Genomic DNA, 25,418 nt, shown 5'->3' on the forward strand with positions numbered 1-25,418 from the left:
CAAGAGCCATCAGTATGTTACTGGTGGCTTTTTTATATATAATCATTTTCTAGTAATAGGATTATTTTTATAAATAATAAATTCAATAAAGTTTTGAATTGATATTTGCTCACTTAAAGGTAATTTAGAATAGGCTTTTCTATCGTAGTTAATAGCACTTTTATCATTCTTAGGGATTAACAATTCATAAGTTTGGCGGCCCATTGATTTAGCTATAGCATCAATACTTTCAGCCGTAGCACTTGCTTCACAATTAATAATGCGGTTAACCGTTGACTGAGCAAGACCTGAGTCAACGGAAAGTTTAACTCTTGATTTTATTCCATCGTTTAACATGAATGTTGTGATGTTATCTGAGAGTATTTTGCTAATTTCTGTCGGAATGTATTCTTCTTTTTCTGATCCAGCATGACCTTCTTTCAAATGGTCTATATCCATCCAATATTTACTAATAATCCCTCTAATTATACATGGATAAAATAAAAAATTGGTCAAGTTTGTATTGGCGCATGACTGTGTTATAACCATAAAATATTAGTATTAAAATGTAAATTAGCTAAAGAAGTAAAATAAAGGAGATAAGGACATCATGCAAAATGAGATTTTAAAAAAACTGCCACAAATAGAGCAAGAACATCAGGTGAAGTTACTCTACGTTGCTGAAAGTGGAAGCCGTGCTTGGGGCTTTGCATCAACAGACAGTGACTATGATGTACGAGGCGTTTTTATACGTCCTCGTCATGCTTATCTTTCTATTGATAAACCTAAAGAAACATTTGAATGGATAGAAAACAGTTGGTTTGATGTGGGCGCTTGGGATATTACTAAAGCACTACACTTATTACGTAAATCGAACTGTATATTATTAGAATGGCTTCAATCACCAATAATTTATCAACAATATCCTAATGTTCAAAAAGAACTATTTGAGCTTGCAAAACTCTATTATCAACCCAAAGTGATTGTTCATCATTACAGAGGGATTGCTAAAGTTGTGAGTGGATATTCTCCTGAAAATAACCTTAAAAATAAGATTAGTGCAGCACCAATAAAATTAAAAAAATGGTTCTATATGCTACGTTCTCTTCTATCTGCTTATTGGACAGTAAGAACGGGTGATATTCCACCTATGGAGCTAAATAAATTGATAAAAATCCTATCTATTGAAGAACAAAAGTCTATCCACGAATTAGTAGAGTTTAAATCAGATAAAGATGAGCATTTTACTTGGATGCCAACAGATATAATGCAATGTTTGATTACTTTTTTATGGCAAGAGACAGATGTGCAATTAACAAAGCGGAAAGTACCAGATAATGATGTTTTAAATAATTGGTTTAGGAAAAAATTAGATGAAACTGACAATTGAAGATATAAAACCCTACCTTTTGTTTGAAAGTATCGCAGGAAGCCGTTCACATAATCTTGCGACTGAAACATCAGATACAGATATTAAAGGTGTGTTTTATCTTCCTAAAGATCTTTTCTATGGATTGGAATATACACCGCAAGTCAGTAATGAAACCAATGATATTGTTTATTATGAGCTTGGGCGATTTGTTGAGTTATTATGTGCTTCAAACCCTAACATTTTAGAGTTACTGAATTCTCCTGAGAAAGTTGTTATATATCGACATCCTTTAATGTCTTTAATTAAGCCAGAATGGTTCTTATCTAAAACCTGCATTCAAACATTTGTGCATTATGCTCAAGGACAAATTAAAAAAGCACAAGGATTAAATAAAAAAATAGTAAATCCAGTCGAGAAAAAGCTAAAAACTATTTTAGATTTTTGTTATGTGATTGAAGATGGAAAAACAATATTAATTAATACGTGGTTAGATAACCACCATTGGAAACAAGAGCATATTGGGTTAGTAAAATTGGCTCACGCTCAAGATTTATATGCAATGTATTATGATAGTACTTCTCTTTTTCAAGGCATTATTAGAAAAGAAAATGCGAGTGATGTATTGTTAAGCAGTATTCCTAAAGACGCTAAAGTACAAGGTTATCTCAGTTTCAATAAAGAAGGCTATAGTGCATATCGCAAGCAATATCATGACTACTGGCAATGGGTAGAGCAACGTAATGATATCCGTTATCAGCAAAATATTGATCATGGGCGAAGTTACGATAGCAAAAATATGATGCACACATTTAGATTGCTCTATGTTGCTCTAGGTATTGCACAAGAAAGTAAAGTCAACGTTTGGTGTGATAACAGAGAGGAGCTATTAGCCATTAAAGCAGGTAAGTTTAGTTATGATGAACTATTAGAGCATAGTGAAACTTTGATTAAACGTATTCGAAATGCATTTAAATTAAGTTATTTGCCAGAAGAAATTGATTATTTAGCGGCTCAGTCAGCACTTATAAGTATTCGGAAAGCACTTTATAAAAAGTAGGGTTATTTAACAACTTAATATCCCTTACATAAAGTAAGGGATATACTATTTTTAATAATTAAAAAATAAACTAATATGATAATTATTTATAAATAGCATTAGCGTATAAAAAATTAATTAGTTGCAAGATACTCTGGATAAGCATCTACTAGTTTCATATATATACGTTTATTCTCTGCTTTTTTTCTAAAATCTTGTTTTAAACAGATTTGAGCCATGTTTTTTAGCTCAGCAGGTAGATTTTCTGCACTTGTAGAGGCAATAATGGAAAAACGCACTTTCTTTTTAGACCGGCTTAAATTATAAGGTAAACCTAAAATACGTCTTGCGACTCTGTTTGTTTTCACAACTCACTCCTTTTCATGTGTAATTTAGAAAAAGCGTATTGAGTATAGCAGATAATAACAAGAATAAGATGTTGGTAAGTGTTTAAATTTAGCATTAAAGGCTATTAACTGTTTTTTTTAAGAGTAACAATTAAGTATAAGAATATTATGTGAATAAAATTGTTTTAAATAAAATAAAAATAACAACAGTAAAATGAAAAATTATTTTTAATATTAACATAACTGCACTTGTCTAATAATCGAGATGCAATGATACGTTTTATTTACAAGTTATGATCATTTTTTTTAAAGAGCAGAAAAGAGATCTTTGTTAAAACTTAACGTTATTTTAATTCAACGATTGGTGTATCCAATTAAGATAACCTTTAAAACCATTTTCAATCGGTATTATAATAACCTCAGGAGTTTCATAAGGGTGTATTTCGACAAGTGTATCAATTAAAGTTTGTTGTTTTCTTTTTTCGGATTTTATCATCATAAGTATTTCATTATCTTCAATAATTTTATTATTCCAATAATAAATAGATTTAATATTAGGTATCAAATTTACACAAGCTGCCAGTTTTTCATTGATGAGATAGTGAGCAATTTCATTAGCAACCATTTCATTTGGCACAGTTGAGTATGCAATTATCATTGTTTTTCCTTTTGTTATTAATCTGTTTTTTAGTAGTAACGATAAGATTTGGGTAATTTTAATTTCACCAAAATAAAACTTTTTAAAACTTAAAGCTAATATTTTTATTTTTAGCAAAATAAAACAGTGTTTTCAAAAAAAACTTTCTCGATATGAACCATTTACGGCATTATTAAGGGCTTTTTACGTATTATGAGGTTCTTGTAGTAAAGAAAAATACCAGGGTGCCGATATTATGAGTAGATTAATGAAATGTATCTATTTGTGTTATAAGGTTTAATTTAGCCAAAGGCATTTTTATCTTTAATAATATCTTTAATATAAAATAAACTAATTAGTCATAAAATTTATAAAAATTTGTGGGGTTTAAAATGGATAATAATTCGCTTAAAAACGCGAGTTTATTTGATAATGATCCCGTTCTCTATGCTGCATGGCTTTACTATCAGGACGGACTCAGTCAAAGTGAAGTTGCAAATATTATGGGTGTTTCTCGGGTTACTGTAGTGAAGTATTTACATCTAGCCAGAGAAAAAGGATTCGTAAATATTAGCTTGGATTCATCAGTATTTTCTACGATTGATTATGCAATCAGAATAAAAGCCAAATTTGATCTTAATAATGTGCTTATTTTACCTGATGAAGAAAAAAACAAATCGCAACACACTTTAAATATGAACAGAGAAAGATTAGCAAAAGCAGGGGCGATGTATCTTTCTCAAATAATTAATGATAATGATATTTTAGGTGTCGCTTGGGGACGAACAATTTATAAGTTAGGTAATTATCTTCCACTCAAGTCATTAAACAACGTCACTGTACTACAAATGATAGGGGCAGTCGCACCGCAGCCTGATTTTAAAACAACAGAGGCAGCGGCATTAATCGCTAATAAACTATCAGGGTGCAGTATTAATTTACATGTTCCTGCAGTAGTGTCGAGTGCGCGTTTAGCAATGGAACTGCAAGCTGAACCTATTATTAGGCGTAATTTCTCAGCATTAAATCAGTGTAATAAAGCACTTTTTGTTGTTGGCAATACACTTGATGATAACCCCTTGGTTGCAACGGGCGTTTTGACTAGCAGTGAAATGGCGCAATACCGTGATTTAGGTGCTGTGGGCGTCATTTGTGGGCGTTTTTATGATGCACAAGGTAATCCTTTGGTTGCTGATATTGACCTTAGAATAATGGGAATAAGTCTTGCTCAATTAAGACAGATACCACAAAGACTTTTTATTGCGGGTGGAGTGGAAAATATTCAAGCAACAATAGGCGCGATAAAAGGAGGTTACGCGACTGATATTGTAATTGATGAAGTTACCGCTCTTGCACTATTGGAAATGGATAGCAAATAATACAATCCTCGTGAAAACGAGGATCCACGGCTGGATTGATGCTTTTTAATAAAAATAAAATATGTAATATCATTATTTTTATTGATTATTCCCCTAAGGGTGGCTCACGAAAAAAGAGTAAAATGATAAGTTATTAACATTTTTCTCTTTTTTTATATGAGTCTCTTGCCTTAAGCTCTTATATCATTCATTATATAAAAAATTATATAGCGATAGCTAGGGTTAATTATTTTATGAAATACCAATGGTTTGCTGGCTTAGGGCTGGCACTAGGATTAATTTGTCATAATACATTTGCAGCTGAACTTCATCTTTATGCAGGGGCTGGTTTAAAACAGCCAGTAGAACAAGTTATTAATGCATTTGAAAAAGAAACGGGCAATAAAGTGACCATTGAGTACGGTGGTTCTGGTCAAATATTAACACGCTTTAATTTAACTAAGCAGGGAGATTTATTCTTCCCTGGTTCACAAGATTATGTGGAAAAATTAGATAAAGAAGGGCAGGTTGTTAATCAATATCCTATCGTTAGGCATATTCCTGTTATTGCAGTACGTAAAGACAAAGTAGGTGATATTCAAACGCTAGAAGATCTTGCGAACAGCTCACTAAAGTTAGGCATGGGTGATGCTAAAGCTATTGCACTCGGTAAAAGTGGCGAACAGCTTATTGATGCATCAGGTCAAGGTGATAAATTACGCACTAAAGTGATTGTTCGTACAGCAACGATTAAACAATTACTAATGTATTTATTAAATGGCGAAGTAGATGCCGCCATTATTGGATATGCAGATGCAATGAAAAACCGAGATAAATTGGTTTTACTTCCGGTTCCTGAAGGTAGCCCAGAAGAAGTGGCAACACTTGCGATCTTAAAAACATCAGCAAACCCAAAAGAAGCACAATTACTTGCTGATTATTTTACACGCCCAGAAGGAATAAAAGCTTTTACTGATTATGGTTTTCTTCCTGTCATTTCGAAACCATAGATTTTTTTCTCACATAAATTGTATTTTTTTGCCACCAACTCACGGGTGGCTTTTTTTATTATTACAGCAAAATAGATTTTGTTTTTAGAAAAGGAAATAGCGTGTTCCGTTGGGCATTAATTCCACTTTTTTTACTGTTATTTCTGATCTTAGGATCGTTAATTTCACTAATTTGTCAGCTTTCTTATATTGAGCTTAGGCAAGTTATTACCGATCCTGAATTTCATTTTGCTATTGGTATGTCACTGAGTACGGCATTCACCTCTTTGTGTTTGGCTATTATCTTAGGTGTGCCTGCTGCATGGGCAATGGCGAGAATTCCTTTTAAAGGGCATCGCTTTATTGATGCACTATTAGATTTACCTTTAGTTACTCCCCCTTTAGTGATTGGCATCGGATTATTATTATTGTTAGGAAACCAAGGACCTTTAACAGGGTTTCTCCCTGAATTATCACGTTCTTTATTCTCACCTTTAGGTATTATTATTGCTCAGACATATGTCGCTAGTGCTATTATTATGCGAAATAGTCTTTCTGCCTTTAAGTCTGTTGATCCCGCTTATATTCAAACCGCACAAAATTTAGGATTAACGCCAACAAAAACCTTTTTTTTGATTGAAATACCACTTTGTTGGCCCGCATTAATGAGCGGATGTATCATTGCATTTTCGCGTGCATTAGGTGAGTTTGGCGCCACTCTGATGCTAGCCGGTGCAACCCGATTAAAAACAGAAACGCTACCCATGGCAATTTATTTGAATATCGCAAGTGGAGATTTTACACTGGCAATAGGCTGCGCGCTTGTTCTTATTGCTATTGCGATTACTTTATTATTTGCATTGCATCGTTTACAGCAAGAAAGGAAGACATCATGTTAGAAATACGCTCATTAACTACGGGTATATTAAAAGATGTCTCGTTAAAGGTAGAAAAGGGAACTTGTTTAGGAATAAGTGGCACATCAGGAAGCGGTAAAACAACACTTTTAAATGCAATAGCGGGATATGCTTCATATTCAGGTGATATCTATCTTGCAGATAAAAATATCAATACACAACCTGTATGGTTACGCTCTTGTCGGTATTTAAACCAACGGCTTTATTTATTTCCATTTATGACGGTGGCTCAAAATTTATGGTTAGCACAATATGGTGCAAAGCAAAAACGAAGTAAAGAAAGAGAAGCGGGAATATTAGATCAAATGGGAATTGCACATTTGATGGCTCGTTACCCATATCAAATTTCTGGAGGGGAACAGCAACGTGTTGCGCTGGCAAGAGCACTTATTAGCCAACCCAAACTTTTACTACTGGATGAACCTTTTTCGAGTTTGGATTGGGAAACGCGTCATCAGCTTTGGGACCTAATCGACACTTTAAAATCTAAAGAGATAACGATGATTATGGTCACACATGAACCCCGTGAAATTAGGGCGTTAGCAGATAAAACGATTTTATTGTCTAAAGGGCAAATTGTTACTGAAAGTTCAATACTGTGAGGTTAAATACTTATTTGCTGATTACCACGCCATTACGGACCAGTGAATAATACGACCCATAATTTTTACAGATTCAGTTTCAGCTGTTTCATCTGGAAATTCATCTTTATTGTAACTACGAATAATCAACTTACCGCCGGGTTGACGATAGAGTAGTTTTATTCTGAATAAGGCGTCTTGTTCAATAGCATAAATACCGCCATCAACAATACGAGTGTTTCCTGTATCAACAGTAACGGTTGACCCATTTGGAATAACCGGTGACATGCTATCACCATAGACAGAAAAACAAATAACATTCTGAGAAGAAGCGCCATAACGGCGTAATGTGCTTTTTGAAAATCTCAATTTGTACCCATTATGATCTTCGTTAGTACAACAGCCATCACCTGCGGCAAGCTCGATACTTTTAAAATAGGGAATTTCGACTTCATCAACCCCTAAAGGGGTGTTGCTATCCCATTCACTAACGGGTTGCCATTCATCTTCAGGTGGGATCTCAGAAGCGACATTAGGCTGTTCTTCACCGTCTAATAACCAAGCTAAATCACAATTTAAGGCTTTGGCTAATTCTGGTAAAAAACGAGGGCGTTTAGTTTTACCGCTTTCTAACTGTTCTATAGATTGCTGTGTGGTATTCGCTAAAGTAGCAAGTTCGGATTGTGTTAAATCTAACGCAATGCGTTTGTCTTTGGTACGTTTCGCAATAGACATTAGTGACTCCTAATACGTGTCCTTACATATTCAAGTACAAAGAGTATACCGTAAACAAAAAACAAATTAAATTGTATTTCATCTTAATGATAAAATTAAGAGTCGGTTAACTACTTAATTTGGAAAACATCATCTGCACTGTTTGGTGGTGTGAGGTAAGGATTCTCATCAGTTACATCAGGATCTCTTAAGACTTCTCCACAGAAAATAATAAGGTCTGGTCTTTTTTGTTTTAAGTAGTTAAGTCGAGTTGTGCATTCATCTTTAGTATAAATAGCTTCAGTAACAGGAACGGCATCACAAGAATCATTTCCACAAGGACTTACTAATAACACGTAACCGACCAGCATGAGCTGTGAAGTAAACATAAAATATCCTTTTAACTATTCATGTTTGGTCATCAAAATCAGATAAATAGATTACCTACTTGTAGATAAAAAAGCAGTTTCTATTTGTCTTAAATGACATTAATGATGTAAAAAGGCGTATATGATCACAATTTTTCTAGTGTTTATTTGTAATTATTAGCAATGTGTTATAGGAAAGCAACCTAAAAAACAGGAAATAATATACATAAAGGTATTGTGAAAACAAATAGAATTGTTTTTCGCCTATGGGCTATTGTTTTAATATTGTTATTTAGATTATTTGCTATCTGTTCTAATTCGGTTAGAACAGATAGTATTTATAGAATAATTAGGCTGACAGAAATAAACCTATAATATTAATTTTTAAAGATTAACCTTTTCCGCCTTGAAAAGAAGGATAAAGAGTCATTCCACCATCAATAAAAATAGTTTGTCCTGTAATATAAATAGATTGTTCAGATGCTAACCAAGCTGCGACATTAGCTACAGCTTCTGGCTCAGCGGCATATTTAATTGGGATCATTTGTTCTAACTCTTTGCGAAGGGCATCATCCTCCATCTTTTCTTGATTAATAGGCGTATTGATTGCACCTGGACCAATTGAATTAATTCTAATACCGTAGTTTGCATATTCAAGAGCAAGAGATTGTGTCAGCATTCTTACTCCACCTTTACTTGCGGCATAACTTGCAAAGGTTGGCCAAGGGATAATCTCATGCACAGAAGACATATTAATGATATTGCCTTGAATATTATTTTCTACAAAATATTTTAGTGCAGAGCGGGCCGTAAGAAAATAACTTGTTAAATTCACATCGATAATTTTACGCCAATCGGCTAAGTTAACGGCGTGAGAGGGGGTTTGTGTTTCAATCCCCGCATTATTAATAAGAAGATCGAGCTTGCCAAAATAATTTATAGCGTAATAAATAAAGTGATGAGCAACATCTTCATTACTGATATCACCCCCAAAAATAATAGCTTTACCTAAGTTTAATTTATTTAAATTATCAGCAAGGGATTGGGCTTCTTTTTCGTCAGAATGATAATTAATGACGACATTCATTCCTTCAGTGATAAGCCGTGATACCACAGCAGCACCAATTCCTCGTGATGAACCTGTAACAACAGCGATTTTTCCTTGGAGATCGTTGTACATACATCCTCCGATATTTGATTTAAAAATTAGGCAAAAAGTGATATGAGTGATAAAAAGAATTATTTATCTAGCGTTCAGCCAATCTTATCGCTAATATAATCTCCTTATTTATTTATCACTTCTTTTTATTGTAGGTTGTTATTATGTAATACGCATTAAGGCACTGAAGGAATGGTGCATATACAGAAAAATTAACTTACCGAATGACTCTTAAATTTGGTAGGGCTTCTGTTACTTAATGAGTATAAAATAATGAATAATCAATCACAAAAATATGATAGAACTTATCACTATCCTTTTTCACCAGGCACAACAAACGACGATCGTATAAATGCGCAATGGTGGCAGGATATCTGCAATATAAAACATCTTATCCATACAGAAAAACTGGATGGAGAAAATAATTGCTTAAATAAAATGGGCGTTTTTGCTCGCTCTCATGCGACACCAACACAATCAGCATGGACTTCTCAATTACGTCAACGTTGGCAGTTGATGAAAAATGATTTAGACGATTTAGATATTTTTGGCGAAAATTTATATGCTATTCACTCTATTGAATATGCACACTTAGACGAATATTTTTATGTATTTGCCGTTCGCCATAAAGATAAATGGTTAAGTTGGGAAGAAGTGCAATTTTATGCCTCACTTTTTGATTTTCCAACTGTGCCAGAAATTAAATTGCCTGAATGCCAGGATAAAATTGATTTTGAAAATATGATTGTTTCACAAGCGAAACAGGCAAGTTTCTTTCAATCTCAAGATGTTTTAACGCAAAAACTTAGCCCAATGGAAGGTATTGTCACTCGAGATGCACAATCATTTTCTTTAGATGACTTTTCTCATCGTGTTTTTAAATATGTTAGAAAAGATCATGTCAAAACGGATGTGCATTGGAAAAAGAACTGGCGACGTGCGCCGTTAAATTGGGAAAAAACACAGGAGTCTCGATGATACTTCATAAGAAATTACACACTGAAATGTCATGGGAACATCTTTGTGAACTGTATGATGAAATGAGTGATATGGCGGGTGTTATGCAAGATCCTATTCATCATGCAGAAGGTGATGTAGCAATACATACACAAAGGGTAATCAATTCAGTTAAATTATTACCTGAATATAAAACCCTGACAGAAAGAGAGCAACAAATTTTATGGATTTCGGCACTTCTTCATGATGTAGAAAAACGCTCTACAACACGGGAAGAAGAGGGACGTATTATTTCTCCGGGCCATGCACGTAAAGGTGAATTGACAACACGTCGTTTTCTCTACGAAAAAGTACCTTTAAGTTTTGCCGATAGAGAGCACATTGCAGCTTTGGTTCGTTTTCATGGATTACCTTTGTGGGTGATGGATAAGCCTGATCCTAAAAAAGCACTTATTGCAGCATCCTTAAGAGTGGATTGCTATTTGCTGACATTATTGGCTAAAGCCGATGTTTTAGGGCGAGATTGTGATGATAAACAAGGGCTTTTTGACAAAATTACGTTATTTATACTTTATTGTGAAGAGTTAAATTGTTGGCGTAAGCCAGCTCTATTCTCGTCTGATAACGCACGTTTCCATTATTTTTATACAGAGAATAGTACTGATTGTAATTATGAGCCTTATCCTGAAAAAGGAAGTGACGTCACGGTACTGTGTGGGTTACCCGGGATGGGAAAAGATACCTATATTCACCAATATTGTGCAGATATTCCTATCGTAAGTTTAGATGAGCTACGCCGCCAACATCATATTAAACCCGATAATCGAGATGCTAATGGTTGGATAGCACAACAAGCAAAAGAGCAAGCTCGAGTTTATTTACGAGAGCACAAACCTTTTGTTTGGAATGCTACGAATATTACAAGAAAAATGCGGGATCAGCTGATCTCTTTGTTTTATCGTTATAATGCAAAAATAACGCTGGTTTACATTGAAGTGCCTTATGCTCAATGGCAAAAGCAAAATAATGCAAGGAATGAAGTGGTTCCTATTAAAGTAATGGAACGTATGTTAAGCAAATTAGAGGTTCCAACACCAGAAGAAGCACATAAAGTAATTTATTGGATCGAAGGGAAATCACAAACATTGCTTTAATTTAGTCTGTTAATTTTAGTGTTTAGCATTATTTAAATAATTAAATGAGAAATACGTTATAACCATAAAGTAAGGGCTATTTTATTTCTACAAAATAGCCCTTTTTTTATTTATGAGGGATTTATTGGCAGGTAAAAAACCATATTAAATTTATTTTTTAATATGATGCACAATATCGAAATAGGTGTTGCGATCTTCTGCATTTGGATAAATACGATAAGTATATTCATCATTTTTAATTGTGATATTTTCTACATCACGGGTAAACAACGTCTTGCCTTCAGTATCTTTAGCAACTAAGGTACGTATCTTGCCATCATCTGACATAGACCAATCGCCTTGCATTTTCTGTTTACCTTCAGGTGTAAACATAATAAATGTGCCATTAGGATAATATTCAGCAAGGCCAAAATAATTACTTACTTGGGTATTATCTGCGTCTGTTTTATTGCCTTTTTCATCTATCGCATCAGTCGTTACCCAGACTTTTTCTATCATGAGTTTCTCATACTTATTCAGCTCTTTTTGAGCTTGAATAACACCTTGAGCTTGCATATTAGTAGATGATGTTGAATTCTCAGTAGCAAAAAGAGAAAAGCTAGCGCTTAATAATGAGATTGCGATAAGTGATTTTATTTTCATTTATATATCCTTATTTTATGTTGTATTTTTTGTCAGGAGTTTATGTTGTGTCTAACGGTATGTATAAATCTAGGCATAAAATGGATGAAGTGCGAGGAAAGAATTATGTCAAAATGTTTCTGATAAAAAGATTAACTGACAAAAATAATTAGCGATAAATATCGCATGTGTTGCTTTTTTTAATTTTATTCTCTGCTTTTATTCTTATACTAGTTATACTAACTTTAAACTGAGTGTGTAAAAAACAAATAGTCTTCATTGATGGCAAATGAAAGACTAAAAATTCTCTTTGATTTACAAAACAAAATTAAAATTTGACTAAATGATGTATTAAATAGACAAAGCATAATGAATTTTTTTGATAAAAATTGCTAGAAAAAAAGATAAAGTCAAAAAATAAGTTTTATTTTCTCTAAAAAAGAACTTCGCTATCTAACTTAATGTTATCAAGATCACAAAAATGGAAGATGAATATTGAGTGTATTTTAGTCGTTGCTTTTATATTTCTTAACTAAATGATGCTAATTTATAGAGAGATATTCATTTCTCAGTCAATGTAATGATTAAATTTTCTTTATTATAAGAACGATGTAAAAATAATGATGATAAAAATAATTAATGCATTGCTCGATTCAATTAAATTGTATTTAATTTAAGCATTATTACTGTTTTTTTGTAGGAAGATAAAATTATTTTTTTGTAACTACCTATATTTAAAGGTGATTTTTATTTTTCTATTTTAATTTATATTACTATCCATAGCCAATCAAAAAAATATAGCATTAAAATTACTTATGATAAATAAAATAAAAATAAATTATTTGTCGAATTTGTTTTTTCTTAAAAAAATAAGATATTAATTTATTTATTAAATAATCTTACGGTTATCATTATTTATTTCTGTTTATTTTTGTTTTTTATTTTTGTATTTCTGCTTTTTTTTGCTTTTAATAAATAACATATGATTGTAATCACAATCCCATAACAACTAATAAACTAAAGTTGTTGCCATAGAGGTAACATTAAATGAAAGCAGAACGTCATAAAAAAATAATTAATCTGATTAAAGGTCATGGTGCAGTAAAAGTTTCTGTTTTAGCAAAAGAACTTGATGTTACCAAAGAAACAATACGATCAGATTTAAATACGCTGTCTGAAAAGGGAATTGTAAAACGATGCCATGGTGGCGCTTTTATAGAATTTGAAACGTTGGATAAAGTTGCTAAAAAAGAAATTATACAATTTCTAGAATGTAATGATCAAATTGATAAAAATGATTTAGTAAATAGAACAGCAATAAATAAGGTGTGCGTACTAGGTTCATTTAATGTTGATATGATTAGCTATTTACCTAGATTGCCAGAAGCTGGGGAATCTTTATTATCGAATAAATTTATCTTCTCACCAGGAGGTAAAGGCTGTAACCAGGCGTTAGCCGCAAGTTATGCTGATGCGCAAGTACATTTTATTACTAAAATAGGCACTGATCAATTTAGTGATTATGCCGTTAATTTTATATCGTCATCAAGAATAAAAACATCAACGATATATCAAACTGAAAATTATCAAACGGGCACCGCCTCTATTTTTGTTTCAGAAGAAAGTGGAGAGAATATTATTTCTATCTATTCAGGCTCTAATATGGATATATCAGCAGATGAAGTGAAGATACAAAAAGATAAAATCATTGATGCAGATATCATTTTATTGCAATTGGAAACAAATATTGAAGCACTAAAAGAAATAATTTCTATTGGAAATGAAAATAATATTCCTATTATTCTTAATCCAGCACCTTATAACAAAGTAGTGAATGAATTACTTCCAATGATAGATGTGTTAACACCTAATGAAACGGAAGCGAGTTTATTATCTGGAATAGAAGTACTTGATTTAGAATCTGCAAAAAATGCCGCAGTTTCTATTTATCAACAAGGCGTAAATAAGGTGGTTATTACGCTGGGTAGTAAAGGTTCGTTAGCATATGACGGATATAAGTATATTTACTCGCCGGCATATCCGGCGGTTGTAAAGAATACCGCAGGGGCTGGTGATGCTTTTAATGGCGCACTCGCCGCTTCATTAGCAAAAGGAAAGCAGTTTTCTTATGCGTTACGCTATGCATCAGCTTTTTCATCATTAGCTGTTGAGACGAGTAATGCTTCAGAAATGCCTGAAGATATTAATGTCATGCATCGCATCAATCAAACAACATATTCACAGATTGTCACCCAATCCCCTGAATAAATAATCTTTTTTGAAAGAGGAATAAAAATGAAAATCTTATTTATTGGTGAGTCATGGCATATTCATATGATCCACTCTAAAGGCTACGACAGCTTTACGTCCAGCAAATATGAAGAGGGCTCAACATTCTTATTAAGTTGCTTAAGAGAGAAAGGTATTGAAGTTGATTATATGCCAGCTCATACCGTTCAAGTTGCTTTTCCACAAACTGCAGAAGCCTTAGCTAAATATGATGTCATTGTGATTAGTGATATTGGCGCTAATACCTTCCTTCTGCAAAACGACACATTCTATAACATGAAAGTCATCCCTAATGCGTTGGGGTTAATTAAAGAGTTTGTGGTTAATGGTGGTGGCTTATTAATGATAGGTGGTTACTTGTCATTTATGGGTATTGAAGCCAAAGCAAACTATAAAAACACATTACTTGCAGAAGTTCTGCCTGTGGAAATGCTAGATGGTGATGATCGTGTTGAAGCACCTGAAGGAATATTTGCAAACGCGGTTAATGCAAACCACGAGTCAGTAAAAGGTTTTGGTGAATGGCCGATGTTCCTTGGCTATAACAAAGTATCAGCCAAAGAGAAGACAGAAACTGTATTAAATATTGGTGAAGATCCACTACTGGTATTTGGTCAATTTGAAAAAGGAAAAACGGGTTGCTTTATGAGCGACTGTTCGCCGCACTGGGGAAGTAAAGAGTTTTTAGCATGGCCTCATTATGCGGATATGTGGGTCAACATTCTTAAACAAGTTGCCCGTTAATTTAGATTAATAAGCACTGTCATAAAAAGTAAAAAAGCGCAGAGTTGCCGCTCTGCGCGAATAAAAACCGATTACTTGAAAAATAAAAAAAGAAATCACTCATAGCCAATAATCCAAAAGGAACATCTTATGAGTACAAAAACTTTATCAACACCTTTGCTGATGTTAGCAACCGTGTTAGCAGGTATGCTATCACCAATGCAATCAGCGGTGAATGGGCAGTTAGGGCATGTCTTAAAAGACGGTAACGCCAGTGCGGTTATCTCTTTTGCTAGTGGTTTAGTGGTCATGTTTTTTATCATTATGTCGAAAAAACAGTACCGTCAGCAATTTGCTTCAATTCCAAGTTTAATTAAAACGCGCAAAATTCCATTATGGAACTGGTTTGCGGGTCTTTGTGGTGCAATGGTTGTTTTCTCTGAGGGCGCTTCTGCGAGTGCATTAGGGATTGCAACTTTCCAAACAGCCTTAATTTCAGCACTCTTATTATCAGGCTTATTATGTGATCGCTTTGGTGTGGGTGTTGATGAGAAAAAATATTTCACCTCATATCGTGTATTAGGTGCTGTGTTAGCCGTTGTTGCAACGTTATTTGTGGTATCTCCACAATGGCACTCAACGTCCTTTATTTATTTAGCTATCTTACCTTTCCTTGCAGGTCTATTAGCCGGTTGGCAGCCAGCAGGTAACTCTAAAGTTGCAGAAGCAACAGGTTCTATGATGGTGTCTATCACTTGGAACTTTATCGTTGGCTTCACCGTTTTAACCATTGCTCTTATTGTTCGTATGGCATTAGGTCATATCACTCTTGAATTACCAGGTACTTGGTGGATGTATTTAGGCGGTCCTTTAGGACTCATGTCTATCGCATTAATGGCTATTTTAGTTCGTGGTTTAGGCTTACTGATGTTAGGTGTTGCTTCAACAGCGGGTCAATTATTAGGTTCTGTCTTAATTGATATGTTATTACCTGCATTAGGCAATACCGTCTATTTAGTGACAATTATTGGTACATTATTTGCGTTAGTGGGGGCGATTGTCACCACAATCCCAGAATTCAGAGCCGCTAAATCAGTTAAAGCGTAGGAGTAGCGTAATGAAAGGTTATATTCAAACTGTAACGGGCCCCATTAAAAAAGAAGATATGGGACTGACATTGCCCCATGAACACCTGTTTAATGATCTCTCAGGTGTTGTTGATGAACCTTTTTATGAATTCTCGCATGTATTAGTTGATAAGAAAGTCAGTGCAGATATTCAGTGGGGACTTAAATATGATCCTTATTGCTGTTGCGACAATATGGATAAAAAGCCAATTGAAGATGTTATTTTTGAATTAAATAATTTTAAAGAATTAGGCGGCAGAACTATCGTTGATGCTACCGGTTCTTCTTCTATTGGGCGCGATATTAGAAAACTAAGACAAGTTGCAGAAATAACAGGAATTAATGTTGTTGCTTCATCAGGACTTTATATTGAAAAGTTTGAAGGTCAACGTCTTGCTGATGATATAGATGCAATGGCGAAAATTATTGATGACGAACTAAATATAGGTATTGATGGTACAGATATTCGTGCGGGAATGATCGGTGAAATTGGGGTTTCTCCTTTCTTTACAGATGGAGAGAAAAATAGCCTTCGTGCGGCCGCTATTGCCCAAAATAATAACCCTCATGCCTCAATGAATATTCATATGCCAGGTTGGCAGCGCCGTGGCGATGAAGTTTTAGATATTTTATTAACTGAAATGGGGTGTAATCCCGCTAAAATTTCATTGGCTCACTCTGACCCTTCAGGGAAAGATATTGATTATCAATGTAAAATGCTTGATCGCGGTGTTTGGCTTGAGTTTGATATGATTGGTCTTGATATCTCGTTTCCTAAAGAAGGTGCAGCACCTAGCGTTATGGACACTGTTAACGCTGTCGCGACCTTAATTGAAAGAGGTTACGGTAGCCAAATTGTATTAAGTCATGATGTGTTTTTAAAACAGATGTGGGCAAAAAATGGCGGTAATGGTTGGGGATTTGTGCCTAATGTATTTCTGTCATTATTAGCTCAACGAGGCATTGATAAATCGATTATTGATAAGTTATGTGTTGATAATCCTGCAAATTTATTGGCTTAAATCTGTGTTCAAATAAATAACAATAAGTATATTCCTTTAAATAGTTAGCGGCATCTTTAAAGTGCCGCTTTTTTATTTTTTCATCACTATCACTGTGATGGTTCAATGAATATTACTTAAAGGCATCAGCGTAAATGATAATTTTCAATATAACGTAATGAATGCGTTGAACCATTAATCACTAAAGAGTGGGTATGTAGATATTGAGCTTGTTGATTAACACCCGATAAAAGATCACCTGCTGTAATGGCTGTTGCGGCAAACATCACATCTTGATTACGCACTAATGTATCTAACGATAATTTGATATTTACATCGGTACCCATTTTATGGCAACGAGCGATTTCACTAACAGTAAGCTCTCTATTTTCTGCACTGTTTCCTTTGGCAATATCTCGAGTAATTAAACGTGCTTGCATATCTCCGCCCAATGCTTTGGCAATCGCCGCACTAATTACTCCTTCAGGAGCGCCGCCAATGCCATACATAACATCAATACTGTTGTCTGGCATTGTGGCATATAAAGACGCGAGCACATCACCATCAGGTAGGGTAATGACATTAATACCTTTCGATCGTAAATCTTTAATAATATCGAGGTGACGAGGTTTATCTAAAATAGCGAGAGTTAACTGCTCAATAGATTTATTTAATGTTTGTGCAATAGCATCAAGGTTATATTCAAGGCAATGGTTAAGGTCAATGACACCGGCAGCTTGCTTACCAACAATCAGTTTTTCCATATACATGTCAGGAGCTTGTAAAAAACTGCCCTCAAAGCCTGCAGCTAAAATAGCAAGAGAATTGTTTTCACCCGTTGCCACCATACGAGTACCGTCAATGGGATCAACGGCAATTTCTATTTTATCGCCTTTCCCATTACCTACTTTTTCGCCAATATAGAGCATAGGTGCTTCGTCTATTTCACCTTCACCAATGACAATTTCACCATTGATATCTAGATTGTTTAAACGTTCGCGCATTGCATTAACGGCAGCGTTATCTGCTGCGTTTTTATTTTGTTTTCCGATCCAAGGCATTGCTGCAATGGCGGCGGCTTCTGTAACAGAAGCAATCGCATGAGTTAATTCGTCATTTAATTTCATATTATGAGTGTATTTTTTGATGAAAAGAGAAAATTAAAATAGGTTATTGATGATACCTTTTTTTTGAAATTGTGTGCTAGGTTTAAATCAAGAGTGTTTAAAATAGGGCATTTAGGAATTAACTAAGATTAATCTGTGAAAATTTAAGTATAACTAAGGTAAAGAGATTAAAAGCATGTAATGCTTTATTCAAAAGGAATAGGTTTATGGAGGATATTTTGACGCTTATTATTGCGATATTTGTCGTAGTGTCTTTGTATTGGCAATATCATTCTTATACAAATACCAATTCATTGTTGTATCGAATTAAACAGCTTGAAGAAAAGCTTATCGAGCAACAAGAAAAATTATTTAAGTTATTAAATAAAGGTAACTCTGCTGATACTAGCGCAGATTTTGACACTCATAAAAATGAAATTAAGGATTTATCACCAGAGATAAAAAGAGACTCAAAATCAACAATATCAATTTATCAGCCTCAAGATAAAACGTCTATTAATCCAACTGAAAGGATGCAAAATCCGGCGGAAAATAAAGAAACGTCGGTATATCAACAAGCGCAAGCATCACAAGGAACAACATTTGATAAAGTTTCTCCTAAGGAACAATCTCCGATTGCTAATGCTTCTATTATTACCCAAGAATGTAATGTAGAAAATAGACAATCTAATAAACCAGACATAACAACGTCATCAATTCCAACTCAACAAGAGCCAGCAACTTACCAACCTAAAACCTCGACAAGTCGTTTTGCTCACCATTATCAAAAAGAGCCGAAGCAAACATCGATTGATGTTACGCAACGTCAAACTTCAGAGAATAATACAACGGTGGCAAGTGCGACTCTTTCAGCGCCTAAAATATCGGATTCAAATACGGCCACAAATAAAGTCAATAGACCAGCATCTCAGTACCGACCAGCTGTAAATACGGGTCATCAAGCTCAGCAAAAATCAATTATTGGACTTATTTGGAATTGGGTCGTAACAGGAAATCCGTTGGCTAAAATAGGGATGCTATTGCTCTTTTTTGGTCTTTCCTATTTGCTTAAATACAGCATTGAAAATGAACTTGTATCGGCATCAACACGCTTAATGATGGCAGGAGGAGGATGTTTAGCGTTATTAGGTATTGGCTGGTGGCTTAGAAAGAAAAATCTGATATATGCGCTGATTTTACAAGGTGGCGGCATAGGCGGTCTTTATATTACTATTTTTGCAGCGACTAAAATTTATGATTTTATTCCTATTGGTATCGCTTTAGCCATTATGGTGTTTATCTGTTTGGTCAGTGTTATTTTAGCGGTTCTTCATCGAGCGATTAGTTTAGCGGTATTAGCTTCATTAGGTGGCTATTTAGCTCCTGTCTTATTATCTACAGGAAGTGGCAATTATGTTGCCTTGTTTAGTTATTACCTGATCCTTTCAATTGGTATTCTTGTTATTAGTCATTGGCAAGTTTGGCGTTTATTAAACCTTATTGGTTTTGCTTTTACTTTTGGTATCGGTTTTATGTGGGCAATACCAAATTATACTCATGCCGATTACTTACCTTGCCAACTTTTCTTAATCGCTAACTGGTTTATTTTTGGTGTAGCAACTGAACTTTCAACCTTAAAAAATAAGCTGAAACTCAATCTGCCTTTTGATGCCACATTACTATTTGGTACGCCACTAATCGGTTTTATCTTTCAACATCGATTAGCATCAGAATGGGAATACGGTGTTGCTATTGCTTCTTCGCTTTATGGGTTGGCCTATTTTGCACTGAGTTGGTTTGCGCTTAAGCGCTATCGTGAAGAAGGTAAATTACTGGCTATTGCCTTCTTTATGCTATCCGTCACCTTTGCAACTTTGGCTGTCCCATTTGCGTTCTCTGCTGAATGGACATCGATTGTATGGGCAATTGAAGGGGTGATGATCCTCGCATTTTCTGTTTTACAGCAACAAAATAAGCCCGCTATTGCAGGGACTATTTTAGTTGCGGTTTCTTTTGTTTTATTATTTAACACGAGTGTTGTTTCGTTAGGTGATTGGCTAATGTTTATAACACAAGTGATTGTTGTATTTGCGGTTGCAGTACTGTGGTATCGAGCTAAATTTACTAATATTGATCATCGAACTATTGGATATGTAACACTATTTATTGCTGCGGTGAGTTGGGGATATTGCGTATTCACTTTACAAGAGTATGGCGAATATTGGTTCTCTCCGAGTGCGAAAGCCATTACTTTTGCCTTTATTCTTATTAGTTGCTGGGGAATGTATTTTGTAGGTAAAAAAACACAATTCTCTGAATTAGCGAGTTGCTCTGTTTTATTGTGGCCAATGTCAGCGCTTATTATGCTAGTGTATATTTTCCTAGCTGGATCATTAATTGACAATTGGTTAAGTGCCATTGTATGGATAGCAATATTTGCAAGTGGCTTCTATTTACTTAAGGTTAATACGTTATTGCCTACACAAAGGTTAAATAAAGCATTAATCCATATTATACATCTTGTTTTTATTGGACTCTTTTTATTCACTGAAATAGTCTGGTTAATGGATACCACTTACCTTTATGCAAGCCTACACTTTGCGAGTGTTATTTTCGCCATCAGTTTATATATAGCAATAAGCGCTATGCTCGTGATAAAAATCAGCTGGATAAAAACGTATCAAAATACTTATTTAGCAATGACAATCCCTGTATTAGTTTTGTTGGCACTTTCTTTAATTTTTGCAAACTTTAATAGTGGTACTGAAAGTGGTGTTACATTTATACCACTCTTTAATCTGATGGATCTTATTGGAATTATTGGAATAGGTGTGGGCTATAAATATATTTCAATAATAAAACAGTCTTCTAAATATCAACAGTTATTGCAAAATAATTTACCGATGTACAATTATATTATTCCTGCAATGATCTTCTGGTGGGCTAATGGTATTTTATTAAGAGGACTTGTATTTGCAACAGATATTGATTGGGCAAGTTATGAAATCATTAACTCTAAAGTAATTCAAACCGTATTAGCTATTGTTTGGGCTATTACTGCGCTAGTCACGATGGTATTGGCAACACGCAAAAAATCACGTTCGAGTTGGTTTATTGGTGGGGTGTTATTGGCTGTTGTTATTGCTAAACTTTTCTTAATTGATACATCGTTAAGTAGCGGATTACTCAGAGCATTGGCCTTTATTGGTGTTGCAATACTGATTTTATTAATTGGATATTTCTCACCATTACCACCTAAAAAGCAAAGTAACAATACATCAATATAGCGGTTTCTAGATTTAAAATAGGTGAATTGTAGAAAAGTAAGCCACTCATTACTTTAAAGTAATGAGTGGCTTAAAAATGAGGAGAAAATCTATGTATCAAGGCCAATGTTTGTTGTCATTAAATGTTCATTAAAATAAAAGCTAGAACGTTAATTATTATTACAATATGATGCTCACTCTACTAAATTAAACAATAATAAATCATTATTTGTTAGACTATTATTTAAAAGGGAAATGTTATTGATTAATACATTAATAATAAGTCAGGTTGAAATAGTCAGCTTAGGAATTAAAACACTGCTTTCTCAAATTAAGAAAATTAACATTCGGAAGACTATGGCGGATGAAACGGATGCTTTTCGTTACTGTCGCCAATTTTCCGTCAATCTTATTATTATTTACTCAGTTCCTACCGTATCATTAATTGATTCTATAAAAAGAATAAAACGTGCAATTTTATCAATTAAAATTATTATTATCTCACCTAAAACAGATTCCATTTTATCAATACCTCTTCTTCAATTAGGCGTTGAAGGTTTTGTTGTTATTGACACCTCTTGTGAAAATATTCTTCAAGTGGTTAGGCAAGTCTGTATAGGCCAACGTTACATTAGCCAAGAGTTAGCGATGGAAATCGCGTTGACAAAACTACAAAAAGAGTTAAATCCACTGCATCATTTGTCTGAACGAGAGTTACAGATTATGTCTATGATAATTAGAGGAAAAAAAATTACACAAATTGCAGATGAGCTCAATATTAATACAAAAACAGTAAATAGCTATCGTTATCGAATGTTTAGTAAACTTAAAATCTCAGGTGATGTAGAATTAACACATATAGCAATACGTTATGGGTTAATTGAGATAGAGAGTCATTTACAAAGTGGAAGACAAATTTGACGCCAAAGCATTCTTAAGCAGAGTCACAGATAAACCAGGTGTTTATCGGATGTATGATGCAACAGACACAGTAATTTATGTGGGTAAAGCCAAAGATCTGAAAAAAAGGCTTTCAAGCTATTTTCGTGTACAAGTCAATAGCCGTAAAACAGAGGCATTAGTAAAGTGCATCGCAAATATTGATGTCACGATTACTCATACAGAAACTGAAGCTTTATTGCTTGAGCATAGCTACATTCAACGCTATCAGCCTCGTTATAATGTGTTGTTACGTGATGATAAATCTTATCCTTACATTTATTTAAGTGGCGATAAACACCCAAGGCTTGCCAGTTATCGTGGTGCCAAGCATGCAAAAGGAGAATACTTTGGACCTTTTCCTAACTCTTTTGCAGTAAGAGAAACCTTAGCGCTGATGCAAAAGCTATTTCCCATTCGTCAATGTGAAGACAGTGTGTATCGCAATCGTTCAAGGCCTTGTTTGCAGTATCAAATTGGTCGTTGCTTGGCACCTTGTGTAAAAGGGTATGTTTCAGACGAAGAATATGCTGAACAAGTAAATTATGTCCGCCTTTTCCTTTCAGGTGATGACACGCAAGTTCTTGATGGCCTTGTTAAACGAATGGAAGAAGCCAGTCAAGAATTACGCTTTGAAGAAGCGGCTCGTATTCGTGACCAAATTCAAGCGGTAAGACAAGTGACTGAAAGACAATTTGTTGCCAATATTGGTGATGATCTTGATGTGATTAGTGTCGCGTTTAATGGTGCAATTGCGTGTGTTTATGTTCTCTTCTTTCGACAAGGAAAAGTGTTAGGAAGTCGAAGCTATTTTCCTAAAGTACCTGCAAATACCTCACTTGATGAAGTAGTTCAAACCTTTATCGGTCAGTTTTATTTACAAGGAAGTGCCATTCGAACTTTACCCAATGAAATTTTACTCGATTTTAATTTAGAAGATAAAGCGCTTCTTTCTGAATCTATCTCTTCTATTGCGGGTCGAAAAATTCAAATTCAAACAAAACCGCGTGGTGATAGGGCGCGTTACGTGAAGTTAGCAAGAACAAACGCTGCAACAGCATTAGCGTCAAAACAAGTCGAACAATCGACAATTTCACAACGTTATACCTCATTGAGATCTCTTCTTGATATGAAAGAGATAAAACGAATGGAATGTTTTGATATTAGTCACACCATGGGAGAGCAAACTGTGGCTTCATGTGTAGTATTTGACATGAATGGCCCATTAAAATCTGAATATAGGCGTTATAATATTAGTGGTATTACTCCTGGTGATGATTATGCGGCGATGAATCAAGTGCTTACTCGGCGTTATGGTAAATCATTGGAAGAAAATAAAGTTCCCGATATTATTTTTATTGATGGAGGGAAAGGGCAGTTAGCGCAAGCAATAGCCGTATTTAATGCTCTTAATGTTGATTGGGATAAGTCACACCCTAAATTAATAGGTGTTGCAAAAGGGAGTGATCGTAAAGCAGGGCTTGAAACCTTGTTTTTTATCCCGGAAGGTGAAGGTATGGCATTGCCTTCTGATTCACCGGCATTACATTTGATTCAACATATTCGGGATGAATCACATCGTCATGCAATAACTGGGCACCGTCAACGTAGAGGCAAAGTAAAAAATACCAGCTCGCTAGAGTCTATTGAAGGGGTTGGCCCTAAGCGCCGCCAAATGTTATTGAAATATATGGGAGGACTACAAGCTTTGCGAGACGCCAGTGTTGAAGAAATTGCGAAGGTTCCCACAATTTCGACTGCATTAGCAGAAAAAATTTTTAATGCGTTGAAACACTAAGTGTATTGATGCACCATATTAATAACTCTCACTTTTCTAGGTCGTGTAGAACGCTATGCAACTAAATATCCCAACTTGGCTAACTCTGTTTCGTGTCGCTTTAATCCCATTCTTTGTTTTGGTGTTCTATTTACCATTTAAAGATGCTCCATTAGTGTGCGCGATTATTTTTATGGTCGCTGCTGCAACAGACTGGTTTGATGGCTTTTTAGCGCGTAGATTGAAACAAACTACCCGCTTTGGGGCTTTCCTTGACCCAGTAGCTGATAAAGTAATGGTTGCAACAGCACTCGTTTTAATTACGGAGTATTATCATGAGTGGTGGATAACATTACCTGCCGCAACAATGATCGCTCGTGAAATTATTATTTCTTCACTTAGAGAATGGATGGCAGAATTAGGAAAACGCAACAGTGTTGCTGTTTCTTGGATTGGAAAAGTGAAGACAACCGCACAAATGGGATCGTTAGTTGTGTTATTATGGCGTCCTACGGTTGAAGCTGAGTGGTTTGGATTCGCTTTATTGTATGTCGCCACGGTGCTGACTTTCTGGTCAATGTTTCAATATTTGAGCGCTGCATGGTCAGATTTGCGTGAAGGTTGATCGAAATGACTGAAAATTCACCGAACAGTCAAAAAGATGCAAATATAGTGTTGACTAGATTCAGGAAATCAGTAGAATGCAACGCATCGAAAGGCACAACGGTTTACAGAAATAAATAAGTAAATCAGCGAGTTCGGTAATGCGGGAATAGCTCAGTTGGTAGAGCACAACCTTGCCAAGGTTGGGGTCGCGAGTTCGAGTCTCGTTTCCCGCTCCAATCTCTTATGAGATTGAGCAGTTGAGGCGCGTTGGCAGAGTGGTCATGCAGCGGATTGCAAATCCGCGTACCTCGGTTCGATTCCGGGACGCGCCTCCATTAATGCCCAGGTGGTGAAATCGGTAGACACAAGGGATTTAAAATCCCTCGGCTGTAAGG

The 25,418-nt window shown here is 34.9% G+C and carries 24 protein-coding genes and 2 tRNA genes; 18 read left to right on the forward strand and 8 right to left on the reverse strand.

Annotated elements, in window-relative coordinates:
• Nucleotides 1-42: 42 nt before the first annotated feature.
• Nucleotides 43-438, reverse strand: a complete 396-nt coding sequence (locus INT04_RS06030) for a hypothetical protein (protein ID WP_226893989.1) — start codon at nucleotides 436-438, stop codon at nucleotides 43-45.
• A 151-nt stretch (nucleotides 439-589) separates the two neighbouring features.
• Between INT04_RS06030 and INT04_RS06035 the strand changes: the two genes are divergently transcribed.
• Together INT04_RS06035 and INT04_RS06040 are read left to right on the forward strand one after the other, a co-directional pair.
• On the forward strand, nucleotides 590-1,369 hold the full coding sequence (locus INT04_RS06035; RefSeq protein WP_193015253.1) for a DNA polymerase beta superfamily protein: 780 nt from the start codon (nucleotides 590-592) through the stop codon (nucleotides 1,367-1,369).
• The gene (locus tag INT04_RS06040; RefSeq protein ID WP_193015254.1) at nucleotides 1,353-2,408 is read left to right on the forward strand and encodes a DNA polymerase beta superfamily protein; all 1,056 of its coding nucleotides are present in this window, start codon (nucleotides 1,353-1,355) and stop codon (nucleotides 2,406-2,408) included. Before INT04_RS06035 ends, INT04_RS06040 begins: the two co-directional genes overlap by 17 nt.
• Nucleotides 2,409-2,521: 113 nt before the next feature.
• Here INT04_RS06040 and sra read toward each other — a convergent pair whose 3' ends face one another.
• The gene (gene sra, locus INT04_RS06045) at nucleotides 2,522-2,755 is read right to left on the reverse strand and encodes a stationary-phase-induced ribosome-associated protein (protein ID WP_193015255.1); all 234 of its coding nucleotides are present in this window, start codon (nucleotides 2,753-2,755) and stop codon (nucleotides 2,522-2,524) included.
• Between the two features lie 328 nt (nucleotides 2,756-3,083).
• On the reverse strand, nucleotides 3,084-3,392 hold the full coding sequence (gene cutA, locus INT04_RS06050) for a divalent-cation tolerance protein CutA (protein ID WP_193015256.1): 309 nt from the start codon (nucleotides 3,390-3,392) through the stop codon (nucleotides 3,084-3,086).
• Between the two features lie 371 nt (nucleotides 3,393-3,763).
• On the opposite strand from cutA, the gene INT04_RS06055 reads away from it, so the two are divergent.
• From INT04_RS06055 to INT04_RS06070, 4 genes are all read left to right on the forward strand, one after another.
• On the forward strand, nucleotides 3,764-4,750 hold the full coding sequence (locus INT04_RS06055) for a sugar-binding transcriptional regulator (protein ID WP_193015257.1): 987 nt from the start codon (nucleotides 3,764-3,766) through the stop codon (nucleotides 4,748-4,750).
• 233 nt (nucleotides 4,751-4,983) lie between these two features.
• Entirely contained in the window at nucleotides 4,984-5,739 is a 756-nt protein-coding gene (modA, locus tag INT04_RS06060; RefSeq protein ID WP_193015258.1) for a molybdate ABC transporter substrate-binding protein, read from the forward strand.
• Between the two features lie 101 nt (nucleotides 5,740-5,840).
• A complete protein-coding gene (locus tag INT04_RS06065) occupies nucleotides 5,841-6,617 on the forward strand; it encodes an ABC transporter permease (protein ID WP_193015259.1) in 777 nt (258 codons plus the stop codon).
• Nucleotides 6,611-7,237 (forward strand): ABC transporter ATP-binding protein, encoded by a 627-nt coding sequence (locus INT04_RS06070; RefSeq protein ID WP_193015260.1) that lies wholly within the window; start codon nucleotides 6,611-6,613, stop codon nucleotides 7,235-7,237. Before INT04_RS06065 ends, INT04_RS06070 begins: the two co-directional genes overlap by 7 nt.
• Nucleotides 7,238-7,258: 21 nt before the next feature.
• Here the strand turns inward: INT04_RS06070 and INT04_RS06075 are convergent, their stop codons facing one another.
• From INT04_RS06075 to INT04_RS06085, 3 genes are all read right to left on the reverse strand, one after another.
• Complete coding sequence (locus INT04_RS06075) at nucleotides 7,259-7,951, reverse strand: XRE family transcriptional regulator (protein ID WP_193015261.1); 693 nt, start codon at nucleotides 7,949-7,951, stop codon at nucleotides 7,259-7,261.
• A 110-nt stretch (nucleotides 7,952-8,061) separates the two neighbouring features.
• Nucleotides 8,062-8,319 (reverse strand): hypothetical protein, encoded by a 258-nt coding sequence (locus INT04_RS06080; protein ID WP_193015262.1) that lies wholly within the window; start codon nucleotides 8,317-8,319, stop codon nucleotides 8,062-8,064.
• Nucleotides 8,320-8,689: 370 nt separating this feature from the next.
• Nucleotides 8,690-9,478 (reverse strand): glucose 1-dehydrogenase, encoded by a 789-nt coding sequence (locus tag INT04_RS06085; protein ID WP_193015263.1) that lies wholly within the window; start codon nucleotides 9,476-9,478, stop codon nucleotides 8,690-8,692.
• A gap of 252 nt (nucleotides 9,479-9,730) precedes the next feature.
• On the opposite strand from INT04_RS06085, the gene INT04_RS06090 reads away from it, so the two are divergent.
• Both INT04_RS06090 and INT04_RS06095 read left to right on the forward strand, forming a co-directional pair.
• Nucleotides 9,731-10,435 (forward strand): RNA ligase family protein, encoded by a 705-nt coding sequence (locus tag INT04_RS06090; protein WP_193015264.1) that lies wholly within the window; start codon nucleotides 9,731-9,733, stop codon nucleotides 10,433-10,435.
• On the forward strand, nucleotides 10,432-11,568 hold the full coding sequence (locus INT04_RS06095) for an AAA family ATPase (RefSeq protein ID WP_193015265.1): 1,137 nt from the start codon (nucleotides 10,432-10,434) through the stop codon (nucleotides 11,566-11,568). Before INT04_RS06090 ends, INT04_RS06095 begins: the two co-directional genes overlap by 4 nt.
• 150 nt (nucleotides 11,569-11,718) lie before the next feature.
• On the opposite strand, the gene INT04_RS06100 is transcribed toward INT04_RS06095, so the two are convergent.
• Entirely contained in the window at nucleotides 11,719-12,210 is a 492-nt protein-coding gene (locus INT04_RS06100; protein ID WP_193015266.1) for a DUF4822 domain-containing protein, read from the reverse strand.
• 1,026 nt (nucleotides 12,211-13,236) lie between these two features.
• On the opposite strand from INT04_RS06100, the gene INT04_RS06105 reads away from it, so the two are divergent.
• From INT04_RS06105 to INT04_RS06120, 4 genes are all read left to right on the forward strand, one after another.
• On the forward strand, nucleotides 13,237-14,457 hold the full coding sequence (locus INT04_RS06105) for a PfkB family carbohydrate kinase (RefSeq protein ID WP_193015267.1): 1,221 nt from the start codon (nucleotides 13,237-13,239) through the stop codon (nucleotides 14,455-14,457).
• 27 nt (nucleotides 14,458-14,484) lie between these two features.
• Nucleotides 14,485-15,222: a glutamine amidotransferase gene (locus INT04_RS06110; protein ID WP_193015268.1), complete on the forward strand. Its 738-nt coding sequence runs from the start codon at nucleotides 14,485-14,487 to the stop codon at nucleotides 15,220-15,222.
• Between the two features lie 129 nt (nucleotides 15,223-15,351).
• The gene (locus INT04_RS06115) at nucleotides 15,352-16,308 is read left to right on the forward strand and encodes a DMT family transporter (RefSeq protein ID WP_193015269.1); all 957 of its coding nucleotides are present in this window, start codon (nucleotides 15,352-15,354) and stop codon (nucleotides 16,306-16,308) included.
• 10 nt (nucleotides 16,309-16,318) lie between these two features.
• The gene (locus INT04_RS06120; protein ID WP_193015270.1) at nucleotides 16,319-17,350 is read left to right on the forward strand and encodes a methylphosphonate esterase; all 1,032 of its coding nucleotides are present in this window, start codon (nucleotides 16,319-16,321) and stop codon (nucleotides 17,348-17,350) included.
• Between the two features lie 125 nt (nucleotides 17,351-17,475).
• Here INT04_RS06120 and glpX read toward each other — a convergent pair whose 3' ends face one another.
• The gene (gene glpX / locus INT04_RS06125; RefSeq protein WP_193015271.1) at nucleotides 17,476-18,456 is read right to left on the reverse strand and encodes a class II fructose-bisphosphatase; all 981 of its coding nucleotides are present in this window, start codon (nucleotides 18,454-18,456) and stop codon (nucleotides 17,476-17,478) included.
• Nucleotides 18,457-18,662: 206 nt separating this feature from the next.
• Between glpX and INT04_RS06130 the strand changes: the two genes are divergently transcribed.
• The 6 genes from INT04_RS06130 (at nucleotide 18,663) to INT04_RS06155 (ending at nucleotide 25,358) form a co-directional block, all read left to right on the forward strand.
• Nucleotides 18,663-21,722: a DUF2339 domain-containing protein gene (locus tag INT04_RS06130; protein WP_193015272.1), complete on the forward strand. Its 3,060-nt coding sequence runs from the start codon at nucleotides 18,663-18,665 to the stop codon at nucleotides 21,720-21,722.
• Nucleotides 21,723-22,058: 336 nt separating this feature from the next.
• Complete coding sequence (locus INT04_RS06135; protein WP_226893990.1) at nucleotides 22,059-22,622, forward strand: LuxR C-terminal-related transcriptional regulator; 564 nt, start codon at nucleotides 22,059-22,061, stop codon at nucleotides 22,620-22,622.
• Entirely contained in the window at nucleotides 22,606-24,438 is a 1,833-nt protein-coding gene (uvrC, locus tag INT04_RS06140; RefSeq protein ID WP_193015273.1) for an excinuclease ABC subunit UvrC, read from the forward strand. The genes INT04_RS06135 and uvrC overlap by 17 nt, the downstream gene beginning before the upstream one ends.
• Before the next feature lie 55 nt (nucleotides 24,439-24,493).
• Nucleotides 24,494-25,042, forward strand: a complete 549-nt coding sequence (gene pgsA / locus INT04_RS06145; RefSeq protein ID WP_193015274.1) for a CDP-diacylglycerol--glycerol-3-phosphate 3-phosphatidyltransferase — start codon at nucleotides 24,494-24,496, stop codon at nucleotides 25,040-25,042.
• 141 nt (nucleotides 25,043-25,183) lie between these two features.
• A tRNA-Gly gene (locus INT04_RS06150) sits at nucleotides 25,184-25,259 on the forward strand.
• Between the two features lie 25 nt (nucleotides 25,260-25,284).
• Nucleotides 25,285-25,358 (forward strand) — tRNA-Cys (locus INT04_RS06155).
• Nucleotides 25,359-25,418 lie beyond the last annotated feature (60 nt).

Origin of the sequence: Proteus sp. FME41 (assembly GCF_014897315.1) — a bacterium.
Classification (GTDB): Bacteria; Pseudomonadota; Gammaproteobacteria; order Enterobacterales; family Enterobacteriaceae; genus Proteus.

Bases quoted from the DNA above. Each gene is read 5' to 3' on its own strand.
- INT04_RS06030 (WP_226893989.1), bottom strand. From the start codon at position 438: ATGGATATAGACCATTTGAAAGAAGGTCATGCTGGATCAGAAAAAGAA.
- INT04_RS06035 (WP_193015253.1), top strand. From the start codon at position 590: ATGCAAAATGAGATTTTAAAAAAACTGCCACAAATAGAGCAAGAACAT.
- INT04_RS06040 (WP_193015254.1), top strand. From the start codon at position 1,353: ATGAAACTGACAATTGAAGATATAAAACCCTACCTTTTGTTTGAAAGT.
- cutA (WP_193015256.1), bottom strand. From the start codon at position 3,392: ATGATAATTGCATACTCAACTGTGCCAAATGAAATGGTTGCTAATGAA.
- INT04_RS06055 (WP_193015257.1), top strand. From the start codon at position 3,764: ATGGATAATAATTCGCTTAAAAACGCGAGTTTATTTGATAATGATCCC.
- modA (WP_193015258.1), top strand. From the start codon at position 4,984: ATGAAATACCAATGGTTTGCTGGCTTAGGGCTGGCACTAGGATTAATT.
- INT04_RS06070 (WP_193015260.1), top strand. From the start codon at position 6,611: ATGTTAGAAATACGCTCATTAACTACGGGTATATTAAAAGATGTCTCG.
- INT04_RS06075 (WP_193015261.1), bottom strand. From the start codon at position 7,951: ATGTCTATTGCGAAACGTACCAAAGACAAACGCATTGCGTTAGATTTA.
- INT04_RS06080 (WP_193015262.1), bottom strand. From the start codon at position 8,319: ATGTTTACTTCACAGCTCATGCTGGTCGGTTACGTGTTATTAGTAAGT.
- INT04_RS06085 (WP_193015263.1), bottom strand. From the start codon at position 9,478: ATGTACAACGATCTCCAAGGAAAAATCGCTGTTGTTACAGGTTCATCA.
- INT04_RS06090 (WP_193015264.1), top strand. From the start codon at position 9,731: ATGAATAATCAATCACAAAAATATGATAGAACTTATCACTATCCTTTT.
- INT04_RS06095 (WP_193015265.1), top strand. From the start codon at position 10,432: ATGATACTTCATAAGAAATTACACACTGAAATGTCATGGGAACATCTT.
- INT04_RS06100 (WP_193015266.1), bottom strand. From the start codon at position 12,210: ATGAAAATAAAATCACTTATCGCAATCTCATTATTAAGCGCTAGCTTT.
- INT04_RS06105 (WP_193015267.1), top strand. From the start codon at position 13,237: ATGAAAGCAGAACGTCATAAAAAAATAATTAATCTGATTAAAGGTCAT.
- INT04_RS06110 (WP_193015268.1), top strand. From the start codon at position 14,485: ATGAAAATCTTATTTATTGGTGAGTCATGGCATATTCATATGATCCAC.
- INT04_RS06115 (WP_193015269.1), top strand. From the start codon at position 15,352: ATGAGTACAAAAACTTTATCAACACCTTTGCTGATGTTAGCAACCGTG.
- INT04_RS06120 (WP_193015270.1), top strand. From the start codon at position 16,319: ATGAAAGGTTATATTCAAACTGTAACGGGCCCCATTAAAAAAGAAGAT.
- glpX (WP_193015271.1), bottom strand. From the start codon at position 18,456: ATGAAATTAAATGACGAATTAACTCATGCGATTGCTTCTGTTACAGAA.
- INT04_RS06130 (WP_193015272.1), top strand. From the start codon at position 18,663: ATGGAGGATATTTTGACGCTTATTATTGCGATATTTGTCGTAGTGTCT.
- INT04_RS06135 (WP_226893990.1), top strand. From the start codon at position 22,059: ATGGCGGATGAAACGGATGCTTTTCGTTACTGTCGCCAATTTTCCGTC.
- pgsA (WP_193015274.1), top strand. From the start codon at position 24,494: ATGCAACTAAATATCCCAACTTGGCTAACTCTGTTTCGTGTCGCTTTA.